Annotated in this window: 16 protein-coding genes; 9 read left to right on the top strand and 7 right to left on the bottom strand. The window is 68.4% G+C overall.

Features of this window, described 5'->3' with window-relative positions:
• The first annotated feature begins 18 nt into the window (after positions 1 to 18).
• On the top strand, positions 19 to 1,332 hold the full coding sequence (locus AVL48_RS22395) for an alginate O-acetyltransferase AlgX-related protein (RefSeq protein ID WP_061989302.1): 1,314 nt from the start codon (positions 19 to 21) through the stop codon (positions 1,330 to 1,332).
• Here AVL48_RS22395 and AVL48_RS22390 read toward each other — a convergent pair.
• From AVL48_RS22390 to AVL48_RS22380, 3 genes are read right to left on the bottom strand one after another with little or no spacing between them, the layout of a single operon-like run.
• Positions 1,329 to 2,210, bottom strand: a complete 882-nt coding sequence (locus AVL48_RS22390) for a metal ABC transporter permease (protein WP_061989304.1) — start codon at positions 2,208 to 2,210, stop codon at positions 1,329 to 1,331. The genes AVL48_RS22395 and AVL48_RS22390 overlap by 4 nt on opposite strands.
• A gap of 5 nt (positions 2,211 to 2,215) precedes the next feature.
• Positions 2,216 to 3,049, bottom strand: coding sequence for a metal ABC transporter ATP-binding protein (locus tag AVL48_RS22385; protein ID WP_061989305.1), 834 nt, complete (start codon positions 3,047 to 3,049; stop codon positions 2,216 to 2,218).
• Entirely contained in the window at positions 3,049 to 3,981 is a 933-nt protein-coding gene (locus AVL48_RS22380) for a metal ABC transporter solute-binding protein, Zn/Mn family (protein WP_061989307.1), read from the bottom strand. Before AVL48_RS22380 ends, AVL48_RS22385 begins: the two co-directional genes overlap by 1 nt.
• 200 nt (positions 3,982 to 4,181) lie before the next feature.
• Here AVL48_RS22380 and AVL48_RS22375 point away from each other — a divergent pair, with 200 nt between their 5' ends.
• The 4 genes from AVL48_RS22375 (at position 4,182) to AVL48_RS22360 (ending at position 7,771) form a co-directional block, all read left to right on the top strand.
• Positions 4,182 to 5,282: a LacI family DNA-binding transcriptional regulator gene (locus tag AVL48_RS22375; RefSeq protein WP_061989379.1), complete on the top strand. Its 1,101-nt coding sequence runs from the start codon at positions 4,182 to 4,184 to the stop codon at positions 5,280 to 5,282.
• 52 nt (positions 5,283 to 5,334) lie between these two features.
• Positions 5,335 to 5,826: a beta-class carbonic anhydrase gene (locus AVL48_RS22370; RefSeq protein ID WP_061989309.1), complete on the top strand. Its 492-nt coding sequence runs from the start codon at positions 5,335 to 5,337 to the stop codon at positions 5,824 to 5,826.
• 19 nt (positions 5,827 to 5,845) lie between these two features.
• Entirely contained in the window at positions 5,846 to 6,721 is an 876-nt protein-coding gene (locus AVL48_RS22365) for an HhH-GPD family protein (protein WP_061989312.1), read from the top strand.
• Between the two features lie 87 nt (positions 6,722 to 6,808).
• The gene (locus tag AVL48_RS22360; protein ID WP_061989314.1) at positions 6,809 to 7,771 is read left to right on the top strand and encodes a peptidoglycan recognition protein family protein; all 963 of its coding nucleotides are present in this window, start codon (positions 6,809 to 6,811) and stop codon (positions 7,769 to 7,771) included.
• Here the strand turns inward: AVL48_RS22360 and AVL48_RS22355 are convergent.
• Entirely contained in the window at positions 7,719 to 8,870 is a 1,152-nt protein-coding gene (locus AVL48_RS22355; RefSeq protein WP_061989317.1) for an MFS transporter, read from the bottom strand. The genes AVL48_RS22360 and AVL48_RS22355 overlap by 53 nt on opposite strands.
• A 416-nt stretch (positions 8,871 to 9,286) precedes the next feature.
• Here AVL48_RS22355 and AVL48_RS22350 point away from each other — a divergent pair, with 416 nt between their 5' ends.
• The gene (locus tag AVL48_RS22350) at positions 9,287 to 10,729 is read left to right on the top strand and encodes a M1 family metallopeptidase (RefSeq protein WP_061989319.1); all 1,443 of its coding nucleotides are present in this window, start codon (positions 9,287 to 9,289) and stop codon (positions 10,727 to 10,729) included.
• Between the two features lie 293 nt (positions 10,730 to 11,022).
• On the opposite strand, the gene AVL48_RS22345 is transcribed toward AVL48_RS22350, so the two are convergent.
• The 3 genes from AVL48_RS22345 to AVL48_RS22335 are packed head-to-tail and all read right to left on the bottom strand — an operon-like array spanning position 11,023 to position 13,999.
• Positions 11,023 to 12,000 carry a LysR family transcriptional regulator gene (locus AVL48_RS22345; protein WP_061989321.1) on the bottom strand — a complete coding sequence of 326 codons (978 nt, stop codon included), beginning with the start codon at positions 11,998 to 12,000 and terminating at the stop codon, positions 11,023 to 11,025.
• Positions 11,997 to 13,310, bottom strand: a complete 1,314-nt coding sequence (locus AVL48_RS22340; protein WP_061989323.1) for a purine-cytosine permease family protein — start codon at positions 13,308 to 13,310, stop codon at positions 11,997 to 11,999. The genes AVL48_RS22345 and AVL48_RS22340 overlap by 4 nt, the downstream gene beginning before the upstream one ends.
• Before the next feature lie 2 nt (positions 13,311 to 13,312).
• Positions 13,313 to 13,999, bottom strand: coding sequence for a tRNA-dependent cyclodipeptide synthase (locus AVL48_RS22335; RefSeq protein ID WP_061989325.1), 687 nt, complete (start codon positions 13,997 to 13,999; stop codon positions 13,313 to 13,315).
• Positions 14,000 to 14,168: 169 nt separating this feature from the next.
• Here AVL48_RS22335 and AVL48_RS22330 point away from each other — a divergent pair, with 169 nt between their 5' ends.
• From AVL48_RS22330 to AVL48_RS22320, 3 genes are all read left to right on the top strand, one after another.
• On the top strand, positions 14,169 to 15,122 hold the full coding sequence (locus tag AVL48_RS22330; protein WP_061989327.1) for a LysR family transcriptional regulator: 954 nt from the start codon (positions 14,169 to 14,171) through the stop codon (positions 15,120 to 15,122).
• A gap of 92 nt (positions 15,123 to 15,214) precedes the next feature.
• On the top strand, positions 15,215 to 15,565 hold the full coding sequence (locus tag AVL48_RS22325; RefSeq protein WP_061989329.1) for a rhodanese-like domain-containing protein: 351 nt from the start codon (positions 15,215 to 15,217) through the stop codon (positions 15,563 to 15,565).
• Between the two features lie 28 nt (positions 15,566 to 15,593).
• Positions 15,594 to 16,034: a thioredoxin family protein gene (locus tag AVL48_RS22320; RefSeq protein WP_061989331.1), complete on the top strand. Its 441-nt coding sequence runs from the start codon at positions 15,594 to 15,596 to the stop codon at positions 16,032 to 16,034.
• Positions 16,035 to 16,036: the final 2 nt, after the last annotated feature.

Here is a 16,036-nt window from a genome sequence, read left to right as displayed (position 1 = left end):
GGTGATTACGGTGGTGGGGTGGCGTCCGAACCCCAGCAACTGCCGGCTGTGCACGAGGCGTGGCTTCCGCGTGAACACGCCCTGCACCGTCCCCGCCACGGCGGCAGGCAGCTGACCGCGCTCATCAGCGCGCTCCTGTTCTTCACCACCCCGGCTCTGCTGTGGGTGTTCGGCGTGCGACCGGGTGAGATCGAGAACCACAAGCTCGCGAGTTTCCCCGGCCTCGACAAGGGCTGGGGCTTCTTCACCGACATGCCTGCCTGGGCCATCGACCAGTTGTCGTTCCGGCCGGGCGCGATCGCCGCCGCCGACGCGATCAGCCGCGGGATCTTCGGCGAGGGCGCCCCGCTCGACCAGCCGCCACCGCAGCAGCAGGCAGGCCCGATCCCCGCCCCGCCCGCCCCCTCGCCGACCAAGATCGCGCCCACCCAGGGTCCGACGCCGAACGCCGCGTCCGGCTATCGCCGCGTCGTCCAGGGCCGTGACGGCTGGCTCTACTACGGTTACGACGCCGACGCGAAATGCGATCCGTCCCGTCCGCTGCCCGAGACCATCGCCAAGATCAACGAGCTGCGGCGCGCGGTCGAGCAGTCCGGGCGCCGGTTCGAACTCGTCGTCGCGCCGGACAAGTCGACGATGGTCCCGCAGTTCCTGCCCGACAGCTACCCCGGCAAGGACTGCTCGCGTTCGGCCGAGGCGAGCACCTGGCACCGGATGATCAAGGACGCCCGCGCGATCGACCTGCGGCCCGAACTACGCGCGTCCGAGGGCCGGGTACAGCACCCGATCTACCCGTCCAACGACACGCACTGGGCCGACGAAGGCGCGCTGGTGATGACCCGCGCCATCGCGAACGCGATCAAACCGGGCGTCACGCAGACCTGGGTCAGCGTGCCCGTCGGCCAGTACGACACGGTCGCGGACCTGCCGCCGCTGATCAACAGACAGGGCACCAAGACGAACACGCTCTACAGCCTCCGTCCCGACGGCATGGTCGAGCGCGCGGGCGAATCCAACGGCGACATCGACCGGCCGGTGTACCGCACCGCCAGCCCGCTGATCGGGACCGTGGACGACAAGATCCTGATCTACGGGGACTCGTTCACGAAGGCGTCTTCGCGGTACCTCTCCGGCGCGTTCACGAACCTGACGATGCTGGCGCATTTCACCCAGAAGACGTCGCAGGCCGAAGCCGTCAACGCTTTCGTGAACGCGAACATCGTCGTCCTCGAAGCCGTGGAGCGCAGTGTCGCCGGTGGGCAGCTCGCGTTCATCGACCCCGGGTTCCTCGAAGCGGTCAAAAAGGCGCTCGCCGAGAACCCGATCCGCTAACGCAGGGCGGGCTGTGCCTTCGCGGTGGGCTCGACGCGGACCCGGGTGCTTCGGCCGCGCAGCCACGCGATGAGGCGGCACACCAGGTAGATCACGAACGAGATCGTCGTGACGAACGCGCTCACCGGCTTCCCCGGCGCGAGCGAAAGGATGATCCCGCCGAGCGCCGCGATCTCGGCGAACACGATCGACAGCACGGTCGCCTTCCACGGGCTGGCCGTGACCCGCGCGGCCGCCGCGGCCGGGGTCACCATCAGGGAGACCACGAGCAGCGCGCCGACGATCTGCACGCCGAGCGCGCTCGAAATCCCGACCAGCACCGCGAAGATCAGCGACAGCAGCCGGACCGGCACGCCGCGGGCCGCCGCGACCGCGGGATCCACCGTGGCGAACAGCAGCGGCCGGTAGATCACCGCGAGCACCACCAGTACGACGACCGAGGCGCCGACGAGCAGGTTCAGGTTGGTGGAGTCGATGGTGATGATCTGCCCGACGAGGATGCCGAACTTGTTGGCGCTGCGGCCTTCGTAGAACGAGAGCAGCAGGACGCCCATGCCGAGCCCGAAGGCGAGGATCACGCCGATCACGGAGTCGCGTTCGGACTCGCGGCCGCCGAGGATCCCGATCAGCAGGGCGGCGATCACCGCGCCCGCGAGGCCGCCGAGTTCGACGCCGACGCCGAGCAGCAGCGCGCCCGCCGCGCCGGTGAAGGCGAGTTCGGCGGTGCCGTGCACGGCGAACGACATCCGCCGCATGACGACCAGCGGGCCGAGCACCCCCGCGACCAGGCCGAGTACGGCGGCCGCCAGCAGCGCGGTCTGCACGAAGTCGAGGCCGAGAAGTTCGCCGGTCAGGGCGAAGTCGAACATCTTGTCCACGGTGTTCAGCTGGCCTGTTCGTCGATGTGGTGGGGTTCGTCCTCGCACAGCGCGCTCTGTGCCCCGGCGACGTGGATCTGGCCGCCGACCTTGAGCACCTCGATCCGCGTGCCGTACAGCTCGGACAACGTCTCCGAGTTCATCACCTCGTCCGGTTTACCGACCCGGAACTGGCCGTTCACCAGGTACAGCATCCTGTCCACATAGGACAAGATCGGATTGATCTCGTGGGTGACGAACAGGACGGCGGTGTTCGCCGAACGCCGCCGCTCGTCGATCAGCTCGCTGACGGCGCGCTGATGGGCGAGGTCGAGGGAGAGCAGCGGCTCGTCGCACAGCAGGACCTCGGGGTCACCGACCAGCGATTGCGCGACGCGAAGCCGCTGCTGCTCGCCGCCCGAAAGCCGCCCCACCGGCTGCTTCGCATAGGCCTGCGCGCCGACGGACTCGATCGCCCGCGACACCAGCTGACGTCGTTTCGCGAGGCCGAAGAGCCCTGTCCCCCATCGGTGCCCGTCCAGGCCGAGGCCGACCAGGTCCACCCCGCGCATCGTCAGGCCCTCGTCGAGGGCGCGCTGCTGCGGGATGTAGCCGATCCGCCGGTTCTGCCCGCCGGGCTGCCGGCCCGCGATCTCGACCGTGCCCTCCGGCAGCCCCTGCTGACCGAGCAGCACCTTGAGCAGGCTGCTCTTCCCGGAGCCGTTCGGCCCGAGGATCGCGAGGAACTCGCCGGGCTCGACGTCGAGGTCGAGTCCGGACCAGAGGGTTCTGGTGCCGAACGCGAGGCTCGCCCCGCGGACACGGACCGCGGGGCGCGCCTCGGCGGGTACGGAGGTCACTACTTCAGTGCTCCCGCCAGCGAGTCCACTTCCTTGGTCATCCATGCAATGTAGTCGGTCACACCCTGGGGAAGCGTTTCGGTCACGTCGACGACCGCGATCCCGGCGCTCTTGGCGTCACCGACGACCTGCTGGGTGACCGGGGTGGTGGTCTGGGCGTTGTTGATCAGCGCCTTGACCTGCTTGCCGGAGATCAGCTGCTTGACCTCGTTGAGCGCGGCGGCCGGCACGTCCTGCTCCGCTTCCACGGCCTCGGCGAAGGCGGGCGGAGTCGCGTCGGTGACCTTCGCGCTGTCCAGCAGGTAGTACGCCACCGGTTCGGTCGCGACGACCTTGGCGTTCGAAGCGCCCAGCCCGGTGACCTTCTTCAGCAGCTCCTGGGTCTTGCCCTTGAACGCGGTCGCGTTGGCGGTGAAGGCGTCCTTCGAAGCGGGCTGGATCTCGCCGAGCTTCGCGGCGACCTGGTCGGCGATCTTCTCGACACCGGGCAGGCTGTACCAGACGTGCTCGTTCTCGTTGCCCGTCGCGGCGATGTCGACGGCGACCAGCTTCTGGGCGCCGGTGGCCTGGTCGGCGAGCTTGGAGAAGAAGTCGTCGTAGCCGCCGCCGTTGGACAGCGTCAGCTTCGCGTTCTTCGCGGCGATGGCGTCGCTGGCGGTGGTCTCGTAGGAATGCGGGTCCGCCGAGGGGTCGTGGATGATCGAGGTGACCTCGACCTTGTCGCCGCCGACGGCGGTCACGACGCTGCCCCAGACGTCCGTCGAGGCGACGACCTTGATCTTGTCACCGGCACCGGGGTTCGCGGCGGACGCGTTCTGAGCGCCGGAACCGGTCGATGCCTTGTCGCTCGACGCGCAAGCCGTCGCGCCCATGGCGAGGACGGCCAAGGCGGACACAGCCGCGAAAACACTCTTGGTACGGCGGGAATTCATCTACTGCACTCCTGCGGATGCCCAGGCCAGGTGTCCCAGCTGCCGGGTAATGGAAACCGTTGTCAGATTCAACTGTACCCCATCCGGCTCATACCACCCCATCGATCACGGTCCCCTGTACCCAGGGTCACTCTGAATCGAGACCTGCCACACGTCGGGTGATGCTTCTGGAAAACGTTCTGAACCGTTACGGTTTGCGAATGGGCCGTCCTATCCGCACCAGGAGGCAGGCGACACTGGCGTCGCTGGCCGCAGAGCTCGGTGTGTCGAGGACCACCGTCTCGAACGCCTACAACCGACCGGACCAGCTGTCCCCTGAACTGCGCCGCCGCGTCCTCGAGACCGCGCGGCGCCTCGGCTACCCGGGCCCCGACCCGGTGGCCCGTTCGCTGCGGACGCGCAAGGCCGGCGCTGTCGGCCTGCTGCTCACCGAGAACCTCTCCTACGCCTTCCGCGACCCCGCCGCCATCGGCGTGCTCGAAGGACTCGCGCTGGCCTGCGAAGACGCGGGCGTCGGCCTGCACCTCGTCCCCGCGAGCCCGGGCCGCGAGGACGTCGCGGCCGTGCACCGCGCCGGTGTCGACGGCTTCGTCGTCTACTCGGTGCCCGACGACGACCCGCATCTCGGCGCCGTCCTGGAGCGCCCGGTGCCGACGGTGATCGTCGACCAGCCGAGGGTGGACGGCGTCGACCGCGTCGGCCCGGACGACGCGGCCGCGGTCACCGCCATGGCCGAGCACCTCATCTCGCTGGGGCACCGGCAGATCGGCGTGCTGTGCATGCGGCTGGCCCGCGAGCGCAACGACGACTTCGTCTCCATCCAGCGGCAGAGCGCCGCGCATTTCCATGTGCAGCGGATCCGGCTGGAGGCGCTGGCCGCCGCGTTCTCGTCGGCCGGGGTCGACTGGGCGACCGTGCCGGTGGTCGAACGCTTCGACCACACGGTGGACGACGGCGCGTCGGCCGCGCGGCAGCTGCTCGACGCGTATCCGCAGGTCACCGCCGTGATCTGCACCTCGGACATCCTCGCGCTCGGCGCGCTGGCCGAGGCCGAACGCCGCGGGTTGCGGGTGCCGCAGGACTTGACGGTCACCGGTTTCGACGGCATCACCGAGGCCGAACGCTCCGGGCTCACCACGGTCCACCAGCCGGTGCTCGAAAAGGGCAAGGCGGCGGGCAAGCTGCTGCTCAGCTCGGCCGACCGGGTCGGACCGAAGGTGATCACGCTCGCCACCGAACTGCGCGTCGGCCGTACGTCGGCACCGCCACGGACGGCTGAGGAACGCTGGTTCGGGCCGTGACCTGAGCCGGTGAGGAGTTGCCCTCAACGGCTCACCCGGTTCCAATGGTCCGGTGACCTCCATCGATGTACTGCTCAAGCGCAATCAGGAGCTGGGCGACGTCACCCCTGGTGACCGCTCCTCCCCGAGGCCATCGCTCCAAGTGACGATTCTGACCTGCATGGACGCCCGTATCCGGGTGTTCGAGATCTTCGGCCTGATCCAAGGCGAGTCACACATCCTGCGCAACGCCGGTGGGGTCGTCACCGACGACACGATCCGTTCGCTCGCGCTCAGCCAGCGGAAGCTGGGCACGCGCGAGGTCCTGATCGTCCAGCACACCGACTGCGGTCTCTCCATGGTCACCGAAGACGACTTCAAGGACGAACTCGAAGCCGCCAGCGGCCTGCGCCCGACCTGGTCGGTCGAGGCGTTCCGCGAGGTCGAGGACAGCGTGCGCCGGTCGGTGCAGCGCGTACGGCGCAGCGACTTCCTGCCGCATACCGACAACGTGCGCGGCTTCGTCTACGACGTCAAGACGGGGCGCCTCAGCGAAGTCGCGTAAGGGTTTTAAGCTTGACCGAGTGGGCGTCGACGCGGATGTACTGATCGAGTGGTTCGACGAGGTGGGGCGCGATCTGCCTTGGCGTGAGCCGGATTGCACCGCCTGGGGTGTGCTCGTCAGCGAGATCATGTTGCAGCAGACACCGGTCGCGCGCGTCCAGCCGATCTGGCTCGACTGGATGGCGCGCTGGCCGGTGCCCTCGGCGCTGGCGGCGTCGTCCCAGGGCGAGGTCGTCCGCGCCTGGGGCAAGCTCGGTTACCCGCGGCGCGCGCTGCGGCTGTACGCCGCGGCGGCCGTCATCGCCGCCGAACACGGCGACGTGGTTCCGTCCGATGTGGACACTCTGCTCGCGTTGCCGGGCATCGGCGCGTACACCGCCCGCGCGGTCGCGGCCTTCGCCTACGGCAAGCGGGCGCCGGTGGTGGACACGAACGTCCGGCGTGTGGTGGCCAGGGCGGTACACGGCGCGGGCGACGCCGGACCGCCGTCGAACACCCGCGACATGGCCGACGTCGAAGCCTTGCTGCCGCCGGAAGACGCGCCCGCCGCGAAACTCTCCGCGGCGCTGATGGAACTCGGCGCACTCGTCTGCACCGCCCGGTCGCCGCGCTGCGCGGACTGCCCGATCTACGACGACTGCGCTTGGCAGGCCGCGGGCAAACCCGCCTACGCCGGCCCCGCGAAGCAGGTCCAAAAGTTCGCCGGAACCGACCGTCAGGTGCGCGGGCTGTTGCTCGACGTCCTGCGTGGCACCGAAGGCCCGGTCGAGAAGGCGCGGCTCGATCTCGTCTGGCACGAATCCGGGCAGCGCGACCGCTGCCTCGACTCTTTGTTGGTCGACGGCCTGCTCGAACAGACCAGGGACGGCCTGTTCGCACTGCCCGGCGAACACTAACGCATTACGACAAAAGTTGGTCAATGGTTGTCATCGACGCGATGGCGGGTTAGCTTTCCGGCCAAAGCGCACGATGGGAGCTCGCCCGTGGCCGACTTCGACCGACGTACCGCGCTCAAGGGCGGCCTGACGGTAAGTGCCGTCGGGCTACTGGGGACAGCGACGACCTCCGCCGCGTCCGCGGCGGCCGGGATACCGGAACCGCAGATCTACGGCACGGCCGCGTGGGGCGCCCGTCCGCCGAACGGAACGATCGAGGTGCAGAACCACAAACCGACGTACATCGTCGTGCACCACACGGTCGATCCGGGCAACGTCACCGACTACACGCTCGAACACGCCTTCTGGGCGTCGCGCGCGATCCAGAACTTCCACATGGACACGCGTGGCTGGGTGGACAGCGGCCAGCAGTTCACGAACAGCCGCGGCGGGCACATCACGGAAGGGCGGCATCGCAGCCTGGAGGTGCTTCGCGGCGGAACGCGGCACGTACTGGGCGCGAACGTGGGAAACCACAACAGCACGTGCATCGGGATCGAGAACGAGGGCCTCTACAGCAAGGAAGACGTCCCGCCGGCGTTGTGGAACTCGCTGGTGAAGATGGTCGCGTACATCGCCTCGCAGTACGGGATCGCGCCGGAGTTCATCAAGGGACACCGAGACTTCAACTCGACCGAATGCCCGGGAACGGTGCTGTACAACCGGCTTCCCGAGCTGCGGACCGCGGTCGGAAGACTGCTGGGCTCGGCGTCGCCGAAGGTGGACGTGCCCGAATGGCCGTTGCTCAAGCCCGGCGACTCCGGACCGCGCGTGCGGACGGCGCAGGAACTCCTGCGAGCACGCGGCTTCGCCGTTCCCGTCGACGGCGTGTTCGGTCAGTCCACAAAGGACGCCGTCGCCGCCGTCGCCGCCCGGCACGGACTCGAACGTGATGGCTGCGGCGCGACCGCGGCGACCGACGAGACCGGCTTCCTCGGCTCCGACGTCTGGCCGCTCCTCACGCGACCCGGGACGGATCCGCGCGCGCTGAAAGCACGACTCGCCGGCTGAACAGCACCGGCAAGAGGATCACGAAGGCGGCGCACCACGGGAGCAGGAACGTTCCCAGTGGCAGCAGCAGGCCGCCGATGAGCGCTCCACCGGCGACGGCGCCGTTCCAGGCCGCGATCGTGAGCGACTGGGCGGCGTCGGCGGTGGTGCCCGCGATCAAGGCCGTGACGGCCTGGAAAGCGGTCGGGGCACCACCGAAGGCCAGGCCCCACAGGCAGGCCGCGGCCAGCACCAGTCCGGGAACGCCGTCGCTGAGTCCGATGAGGACGATCGCGGCGGCTGTCATGCCCGTACAGCTGAGCAAGACGGCGCGCGGATGACGGTCCAGCGCGGCACCGACGGCGACCAGCCCGCCGACCGTGCCACAGCCGAACACCAGCAGCGCCGCACCCAGCATCCGCGCCGAGTCCAGTCCGACGAGGACCGGCCCGATGTAGGTGTAGGCGACGTTGTGCCCCAACGAGAACAGCGCCACCGTCGCCAGCACGGGGCGCATCCCCGGCAGCCGTGACGCGGCCAGCGGGCGGGTGGGGCGTGCCGGATCCGCCGGCACGGTCGGCACCGCGACGAGGACCCAGCCCAGGAGCGGCACGGTGATCAGCGCCATCACACCGAACGCCCAGCGCCAATCGGCCAGTTCGCCGAGCGCGGTACCGGCGGGCACGCCGAGGGCGAAGCCGATCGGGGTGCCGGACATGGCCACGGCCAGCGCGCGTCCGGTGAGCCCAGGCGGGACGAGGCGCATCGCGTAGCCGGCCACGAGCGACCACATCACGCCGGTCAACGCGCCGGAGCCGACTCGCGCGGCCAGGATCAGCGGGTACGACGAGGACACGGCGATCACCAGGTTGGTCAGCAGGAAACCGATGATCAGCGCGACGAGCAGGTGTTTGCGCGGCACCCGGAGCGTGACCGTGGTGAGCGGGATGGCGGTGAGCGCGGTGGTGATCGCGTAGACCGTCACCAGCTGACCGGTCGCCGACGGGGACACCCCGAGATCCGCCGACATGCCCAGCAGCAGACCGGCGGGCAGTACCTCGGTGAGGCAACCGAGGAAGACCGTCGTCGTCAGCGCGAGCAGCGCCGGGAGGGGCAGCATGCGTCGACGATCTCTTTCCCGGCACTGCGCGCGATAGTCCCGGGCGGGTATGCCGCGGCGTTATCGGGCCACAGGCGAGGAGTGGCGCCGGTGAGGCGTCGGTCGGGTTGGTCGTGAGTGGCGATGCGGGTTAGAGCGAACCGTCTCTTAGATACGTGGCCTGCGGTCTTGCTCGCGGGAGGTACATGATGGCGGCCTGTGTTTCCTCGGCTGAGCCACACACCGCGCCGCTGCGTCTGTGGCGTTTACCGAGTCCGTGAAGGCCTCCTTCCCTACCTTGAGGGTAGGCAAGGAGGCCTTCACGGACCGACCGCTGCCCGGATAACCCCAAGGCATGGCGGGCTGGCAGTGCCGCGACCGGCGTGGACGACCGCACGATGGCCGGGCACCCTCCCCAGTAGAGAGAAGGCTCGTTCATGACCGTGCGGCTTCGGTGGCAGGAGCCACTCTGCACCGCGTTGCTCGCCACCACGATGATCGGCACCTGCCAGACGTCGGCGGCGGCGCAGCCGTCACCCGGCAGCGACGGGTACGTCCACGTCTCGCCCGATGGCACCGTCCTCGGCGCCGATCCCTACTACCCGAAGGACGGCAACGGCGGCTACGACGTCTCCGGCTACTCGCTCGCGTTGGACTACGCGCCGTACTCGATGCTGTTGCGCGGCAAGGCCACGATCACCGCGACGGCCACCCAGGACCTGAGCCGGTTCAACCTCGACCTGCGCGGTCTCACCGTCCGCTCGGTGACCGTCGACGGAGTGGCCGCCGCATTCCGGCGGGAGGGTGAACACGAGCTGGTGATCACCCCGCGGAACCCGGTGACCGAAGGAACCCGGTTCACCGTGGTGGTCGGATACGACGGGCGCCCGGAGCCGATCAGCACGGCGCGTGGCCGGGTCGGCTGGCTGGCCACGTCCGGTGATTCCGCCGTCGCCACCGGCCAGCCGCATTCGGCGATGACCTGGTTTCCCGTCAACGGTACCGAAGTCGACAAGGCGACCCTGCGCGTCTCCGTCACCGTCCTGGACGAATTCTCCGTGACAGGCAACGGTTTCCAGGTATCCGACAGTCCGGCGGGCCACGGACGGCACACCGTCACCTTGGCGGAGGACACCGCCCTCGCCCCGAGCACGGCCATGCTCGGCATCGGCCGCTGGGAGGTCGAGAGAATCACGCTTCCCGGCGGTCGCACGGCGATCAACGCCTACCATCCGTGCGCCGTCGACAAGCGGAAAATCGGCGGACGGCTGCCCGAGGTGCTGGAGTTCCTCACCGGCAAGTTCGGCGACTACCCGCAATCCGCCGCGGGTGGGCTGTTCCTCGACCGCTCTCTCGGCTACACGCACGGCGCGCAGACCCGGCCGGTGTACGGACGCACGGCGACCGTCGCCGATCTCGTGTACGCCACCGCGTACCAATGGTGGGGCGCCGGGGTGAGCGGCAAGATGTGGCGCGACGCGTTGATGCCCGAGTCCATCGCGCGGTACGCGGTCTGGTTGTGGGACGAGGCCAAGAACGGCGCCGACCTGGACCGGCGGTACCGCGAACTGGTCGCCCGGGTGAGGGACGACGCGGGATTCTGGGCGCCCAAGCTCACCGATCCGGGCAAGGGCACCGAATTCGCGCCCACCACCAAAGCGGTGCTGATGGTGCACGCGCTGCGCCGTCTCATCGGTGACGAGGCGTTCTTCCAGATCGTCGCGGGCTTCCCGGTGATCAACCCGCAGGGCAACCAGAACTGGCACGACTTCGAGCTGTACGTCTCCGCGATGACCCAGCGCGACCTCGGCGAGTTCAACCACGCGTGGCTGGACGGCACGGTGCGGCCGCCGGACGAACTCCTCTTCCCCGGCAAGTGACCGGGCCTCGTGCGTGATTTGGGTAGTTAGAGCGACCCTCTCTTAGGTACCTACTCGTCACCTGCGGTCTTGCTCGCGTGAAGTACATGATGGCCCCCTTCCTTGCGCTAGACGCAATGAAGGGGGCCTTCATGTACTGGGAAAAGGTGGACCTGCACTTGTGCAGCTCGTGCCGACCGGCAGCCCGCACCAGCCCCACACCAGTGGGTGACAAAGGAGTCCTTCACGGACCGGTCACTACCGGGCTCACCCGCCGTAGGTACCTGAACCACCCTTGGCCAGAACGACCCAAATCACTCACGAGGCTTTTCCAGGTAAGCGGCGTAAACCGGTGCCGTCTTCGCCTCGGCCCAGTACGTTTCGACCACGGCGGAGAGCAGTTCCACCTGCCGCCCCGCGACGAAGGTCTCGCGGTTCCAGGCAAGAATATGCCTGCGTGGCAACACATCCCCGCGTAGCGGCCGGGTGACGATCCCGAAGTTGCGCGGATCGCAGATCGGCTGCGACAGGCCGATCGCGCCTGCCCGCACCACCATCAGCGCCACCTGCTGCGAAGTCACCTGATGGGTGACCGACGGACTGAAGCCGAGACGCGCGCAGGTGTCGGCGAAATACTTGCTGAACGTCGTCGCAGACGAATCGGACACCATCACCCACGGTTCGTCCCGCAACGCACGCAGGTCGACGACCTCCTCGCCCGCCAACGGATGGCCTTCCGGCAACAGGACGAAGGTCGGCTCGGTCACCACCACCGCGGTCGCCACGTTCGCCGGGATCTCCAGTTCGTGTCCCGGATATTCCTTGACCAGTCCCAATTCCGCGCGCCGCTGCGCGAGCAGTGGCAGCAGCCGCTCGGGATGGTCGTCGTGCACGACCTGCACCTCGGCGACCTCCGGCCACAACCTGGTCACCAGCGACGGCAGATGCGCCACCAGCGCGCTGGCCACCGCCGCCACGCGGACGACGTCGGGCGGGCCGCTGGGGCAGACGCGCTGCTCGATGTCTTCGAGCAGGTTGTCCAGCTGTGGCAGCAAAGCGGCCGTCCGGCGCAGCAGCAACTCGCCCATCGGCGTCGGCGTCACACCGCCTTCGCGCCGCTCGAACAACTGATAGCCCAGCATGTTCTCCAGGCGTTTGAGCTGGGTGGACACGGCGGGCTGGGTGACGCCGAGAGCGATCGCGGCACGGGAAAGGCTGCCCGTGTCCGCGATCGCCCTGATCACCCGCAGGTGGTGGACATCCAGTTGTACGACGTCGAACTCCTTTGTCACGTACGGGTTTTCGACCCGTCGGAAGAAGTCATCGCCACGGGAACCGATGCGGCCGTGGTCCGTCTGCCGAGAAAAATATACAGGAGAAAAGCCCCGAAAACGGAGTTCACCGTGGGAATTCCCCACGGCAGCCAGGCGCCCACCGCGGCACCCGCCACCCAGCAGATCAATGCGGAGGGAACCCAACCGGGGCAAGACGACGGCAACTCTCCCGACGCCCGTGTCGCCACCAACGCCGGTTTCCAGCGCCGGACCACGTAGTACTCGGCGATCACCACCCCCGCCACCGGCGGCGTGAGCACACCGACCCAGGTCAGGAAGGTGGTGAAGTGATCGAGGATGCCGATCGCGGAGAGCACCGTGCCGAGACCGCCGAGCGCCACGGTGGCGGTGGTGCGGTCCAGGCGCCGGGACAGCAGCACCTGCACGGTGTTCACCAGCCCGAGCGAGGACGAGTACAGATTCCAGTCGTTGATCTTCAGGATCGCGGTGACCAAAATGAGCGTGCCCAGCACCCCGGACGACGACGTGATGATCCCGACCACGTCGGCGCTTTTCGCCGCGTGCGCGAGCAGCACCCCGATCAGCCCGATCAGGTACTGCCCGAGGGTGATGCTGACCAGCGTCTGCTTCACCACGTCGGCCGCCGTCCGGTTGAACCGGGTCATGTCCGGCGTCATGATCGCGCCCATGATGAACGCGCCCGCCACCAGCGTGGTGCCCTGTGCCAGCGACATCGCCGGACCCGGCGGCGGCGCCGACATGAGCGCGGGCAACGAATGGTCGCCCAGCGCGGCGATGATCGAATACCCGGCCAGCGCGAGGAAAGCGGGCACCGTCAGATACGCCGTCCAGGCCATCGCGTGGAAGCCGAACACGACGATCGCGGTGACCAGCGCGCCGCCCGCCAGCGCCCAGACCCACACCGGCGGGCCGCCCATCAAGGCGTGGAGACCGTGGGCGAACACGTCGTTCTGCACCCCGAACCAGCCGGCCAGGCTCAGCGTCATGAGCAGCCCGACCAGCGAGGATCCGCCGGTGCCGAAGCCGGTCCAGCGCGCGAGTACCGAGGTGGACAGCCCTTCCCGGGTGCCGGCGATGCCCATCAGGATGGTGATGATCTCCAGCAGGACCGAACCGATCGTGATGGCCAGTACCGCGTCCCAGAACGTCATGCCGAAGCCGAGCACCGCCCCGAGCAGGAACTGGTGGAACGAGGACACCTGCCCGAACCGTTGCAGTGCCACGGACACCCAGGAATAACGGCTTCCGGCGGGTACACGGCGCAGGGAGAAATCGTCGTGTTCCATGGTCACTCCGCTCGTTCCGGGACGGCGTTCTCGAGGACGACGAAGCCCTGCCCCGGCAGCGGTCGCCACGACAGTTCGCCGCGGTAGAGCCGTTCGAGGAAGGCGACCCGCTGGTGGTAGGCGAACACCGAACTGCCGACGCCCGCCACGGCCACGGTGCCGACGAACATCGGCAACTCGGCCAGGAAGTACCGGACCGCGCTGCGCAGCTGGTCACGGCTGGGATGTTCACCGTGGGGCAGCCGCCGGTCGAGCACCCAGCCCGTCGCGCCGAGACAGTGCTCGGCGAACTCCGCGTCGGTCGCGAAGCGTTGGTGCGCCTCGGAAAGCAGGTTCAAGTAGGCGGGATCGGTTTCGAGCACGGTGGCGTCGAGGATCCGGACGTGCGGATCCGAGGGATACACCTGCCGCAGCGCGCGGACGATCTTGTTACGCGTGTAGTTGCCTTGCCGCTGTGCCTTCTGCGCGGCGCGAACCGGGTCGTAGCCGAGCGCTTCGAGCGTGAACGCCGACGGCCCGTCGGGGACGAAGAAATGGAAACCGCGAAAGCCGGAAATGGCCCAGCGGGCCAGATCGGCGATACGGTCCACCGTGAAATAGCTGTTGAAGGGGCTGACGCCGATGCACACGTGCTCGGCTCGCGACAGCGGATCGGCGCAATGCTCGGTGAGCGGCAGTGGTCGCAGCAAGACGGCTCCTGATTCGCGGGATACGCGCCGGAGAAGAGGCGCCGACCGAAAGTAGCCACGGCGCGCTGATCCGGGTATTGCCGGAAAACAGTGTCATGGGTTTATGGGAAAGCGCGGCTCTCTACTTTCGGAGGTGCCGGACGCGGGGCGAACCGCGGTATACGAAGTCATGGAGATTCAGGTTCGGCATCTTCGCGTGATCTGTGAGATCGCTTCATCCGGAAGCCTCAACCGGGCCGCGGCCTGCCTGGGGCTCGGACAGCCCGCGCTCAGCCATCAGTTGCGCCGGATCGAGCGGATGGTCGGCGGTTCGCTGTTCCACCGCGACCAGCACGGGGTGCGGCCCACCGAACTCGGCGCCCTGATCCTGCGGCGGGCCAGGGCGATCGTGCTGACCTTCGACGAACTGGAGCACGACTTCCACCGTCAGGAACCCGAATCGGGCGAACCGCTCAGGATCGGCTGGAACGACAGCGCCATCACGGGTTCGCTGCTGGGCGGGCTGCGCGATCTGCGGCCGGGCGAACCGTTCCGCACGCGTGCGGACACCTCGCGCACCCGGCTGCTCGCCCAGGTCGCGAACCGCGGCATCGACCTCGCGCTGATCATGATCTGTGGCGGGCGCGGTCTGCCGGTGCCACCGGAAGTGCGGACCTTGACCCTGGCCAAGGAACCGTCGTTCGTCGCGCTGCCGGCCGGGCATCCGCTCGCCGACAAGGACGAAATCGAACTCGCCGAACTGGCGGGCGAGGACTGGATCGTGTCGAACGGCGGTGACGGCTGCCGGGTGGTGTTCCGCGAAATGTGTCTCGCGCACGGTTTCGATCCCCGCATCGCCCACGACGTCGACTTCGACACCGCGCGGGAGGATCTGGTCAGCGGCGGATACGGTGTCGGGCTGGTCCAGCCGACCCGGCCGCAGACGGACGGCCTGGTCATCCGGCCGCTGTCCGGCGCGCCGATGTGCGTGCGGCACGTGCTCGCGTGGCGTGAAGACGGCCCGTGCGCGACCGCCGCCGGGGAACTCGCCGCCGAGGCGACCTCGGGATATTGGCGGCTGGCCGAGCGGACGGCGCCGTACCGGACCTGGCTGCGCCGGCACGGCAGGCTCGCCGTCGGATAACCCACTGGCATGCCGAGGCGGCACTAGAGCGTCCTTCGGGAAACGGCCGACGATGGAAATCGTCAATCACGGTCGTGGAGAAAAGGGGCACCATGCTGCCGTTGATCACTCGTACGGAACTGCGCCTCCGGATGGAGGCCGGAACGGTGGTCGTCGTCGACACCATGCCGGTCGCCTATTTCGAAAAGGAGCATCTTCCCGAAGCTCGCAATATTCCGGGATTCCCGTACGAACAGGCCGCCGAGTTCACCGATCGGCTGGCACCGTCGGTGCTACCGGACAAGGCGGCCGAGATCGTCGTCTATTGCGCGAACACACCCTGCCGAAACAGTGAATTCGTCGGACGACGGCTGCTGGAGCTCGGGTACACGAACGTCCGCAAATACCGCGAAGGCATCGAAGACTGGGTGGCGGCGGGATTGCCGACCAGTTCTTCGTCCTGAGCGGATCCTCGTATCGAAGGAGAACGTCTTGTCCAAGTGCAAACGGTTCGTCTGCGTGCTGGCCGGCGTGCTCGCGCTCATCACCGGCTTCGGTTCCGGCGCGGCTTCCGCAGCACCGTCGCCGACGGCCGAAAACGTGGTCACGGTGACTTCGGCCAACTACGCCCAGGTCATGGACATCTCGCGGCAGAAGCTGGTCATCATGGACTTCGGCGCGACCTGGTGCCCGCCGTGCCGCCAGATGAAGCCGGTGATCGAACGGCTCGCCGCCGAATACGGCGGCCGGTTCCTGCTCGGCGAGGTCGACGTCGACCAGAGCCGCGACCTGGCCGGCCGGTACAACATCCGCTACCTCCCGACGCTGGTCGGCGTCCGCGACACCGCCGAGCTGCCCAACTCGCGGAACATCGGCTACCCGGGCGAGGCGCGGTTGCGCGCGTGGATCGACGCTCAGCTGGCGAAGGGCTGACC

This window comes from Amycolatopsis regifaucium, assembly GCF_001613935.1.
In the GTDB taxonomy this organism is placed as follows: domain Bacteria; phylum Actinomycetota; class Actinomycetes; order Mycobacteriales; family Pseudonocardiaceae; genus Amycolatopsis; species Amycolatopsis regifaucium.
This window is presented reverse-complemented; position numbering and strand designations above follow the sequence as displayed.

Coding starts and splice junctions, on each gene's coding strand:
- AVL48_RS22355 (WP_061989317.1), bottom strand. CDS start 8,870: ATGCTGCCCCTCCCGGCGCTGCTCGCGCTGACGACGACGGTCTTCCTC.
- AVL48_RS22330 (WP_061989327.1), top strand. CDS start 14,169: ATGGAGATTCAGGTTCGGCATCTTCGCGTGATCTGTGAGATCGCTTCA.
- AVL48_RS22350 (WP_061989319.1), top strand. CDS start 9,287: ATGACCGTGCGGCTTCGGTGGCAGGAGCCACTCTGCACCGCGTTGCTC.
- AVL48_RS22325 (WP_061989329.1), top strand. CDS start 15,215: ATGCTGCCGTTGATCACTCGTACGGAACTGCGCCTCCGGATGGAGGCC.
- AVL48_RS22340 (WP_061989323.1), bottom strand. CDS start 13,310: ATGGAACACGACGATTTCTCCCTGCGCCGTGTACCCGCCGGAAGCCGT.
- AVL48_RS22380 (WP_061989307.1), bottom strand. CDS start 3,981: ATGAATTCCCGCCGTACCAAGAGTGTTTTCGCGGCTGTGTCCGCCTTG.
- AVL48_RS22375 (WP_061989379.1), top strand. CDS start 4,182: ATGGGCCGTCCTATCCGCACCAGGAGGCAGGCGACACTGGCGTCGCTG.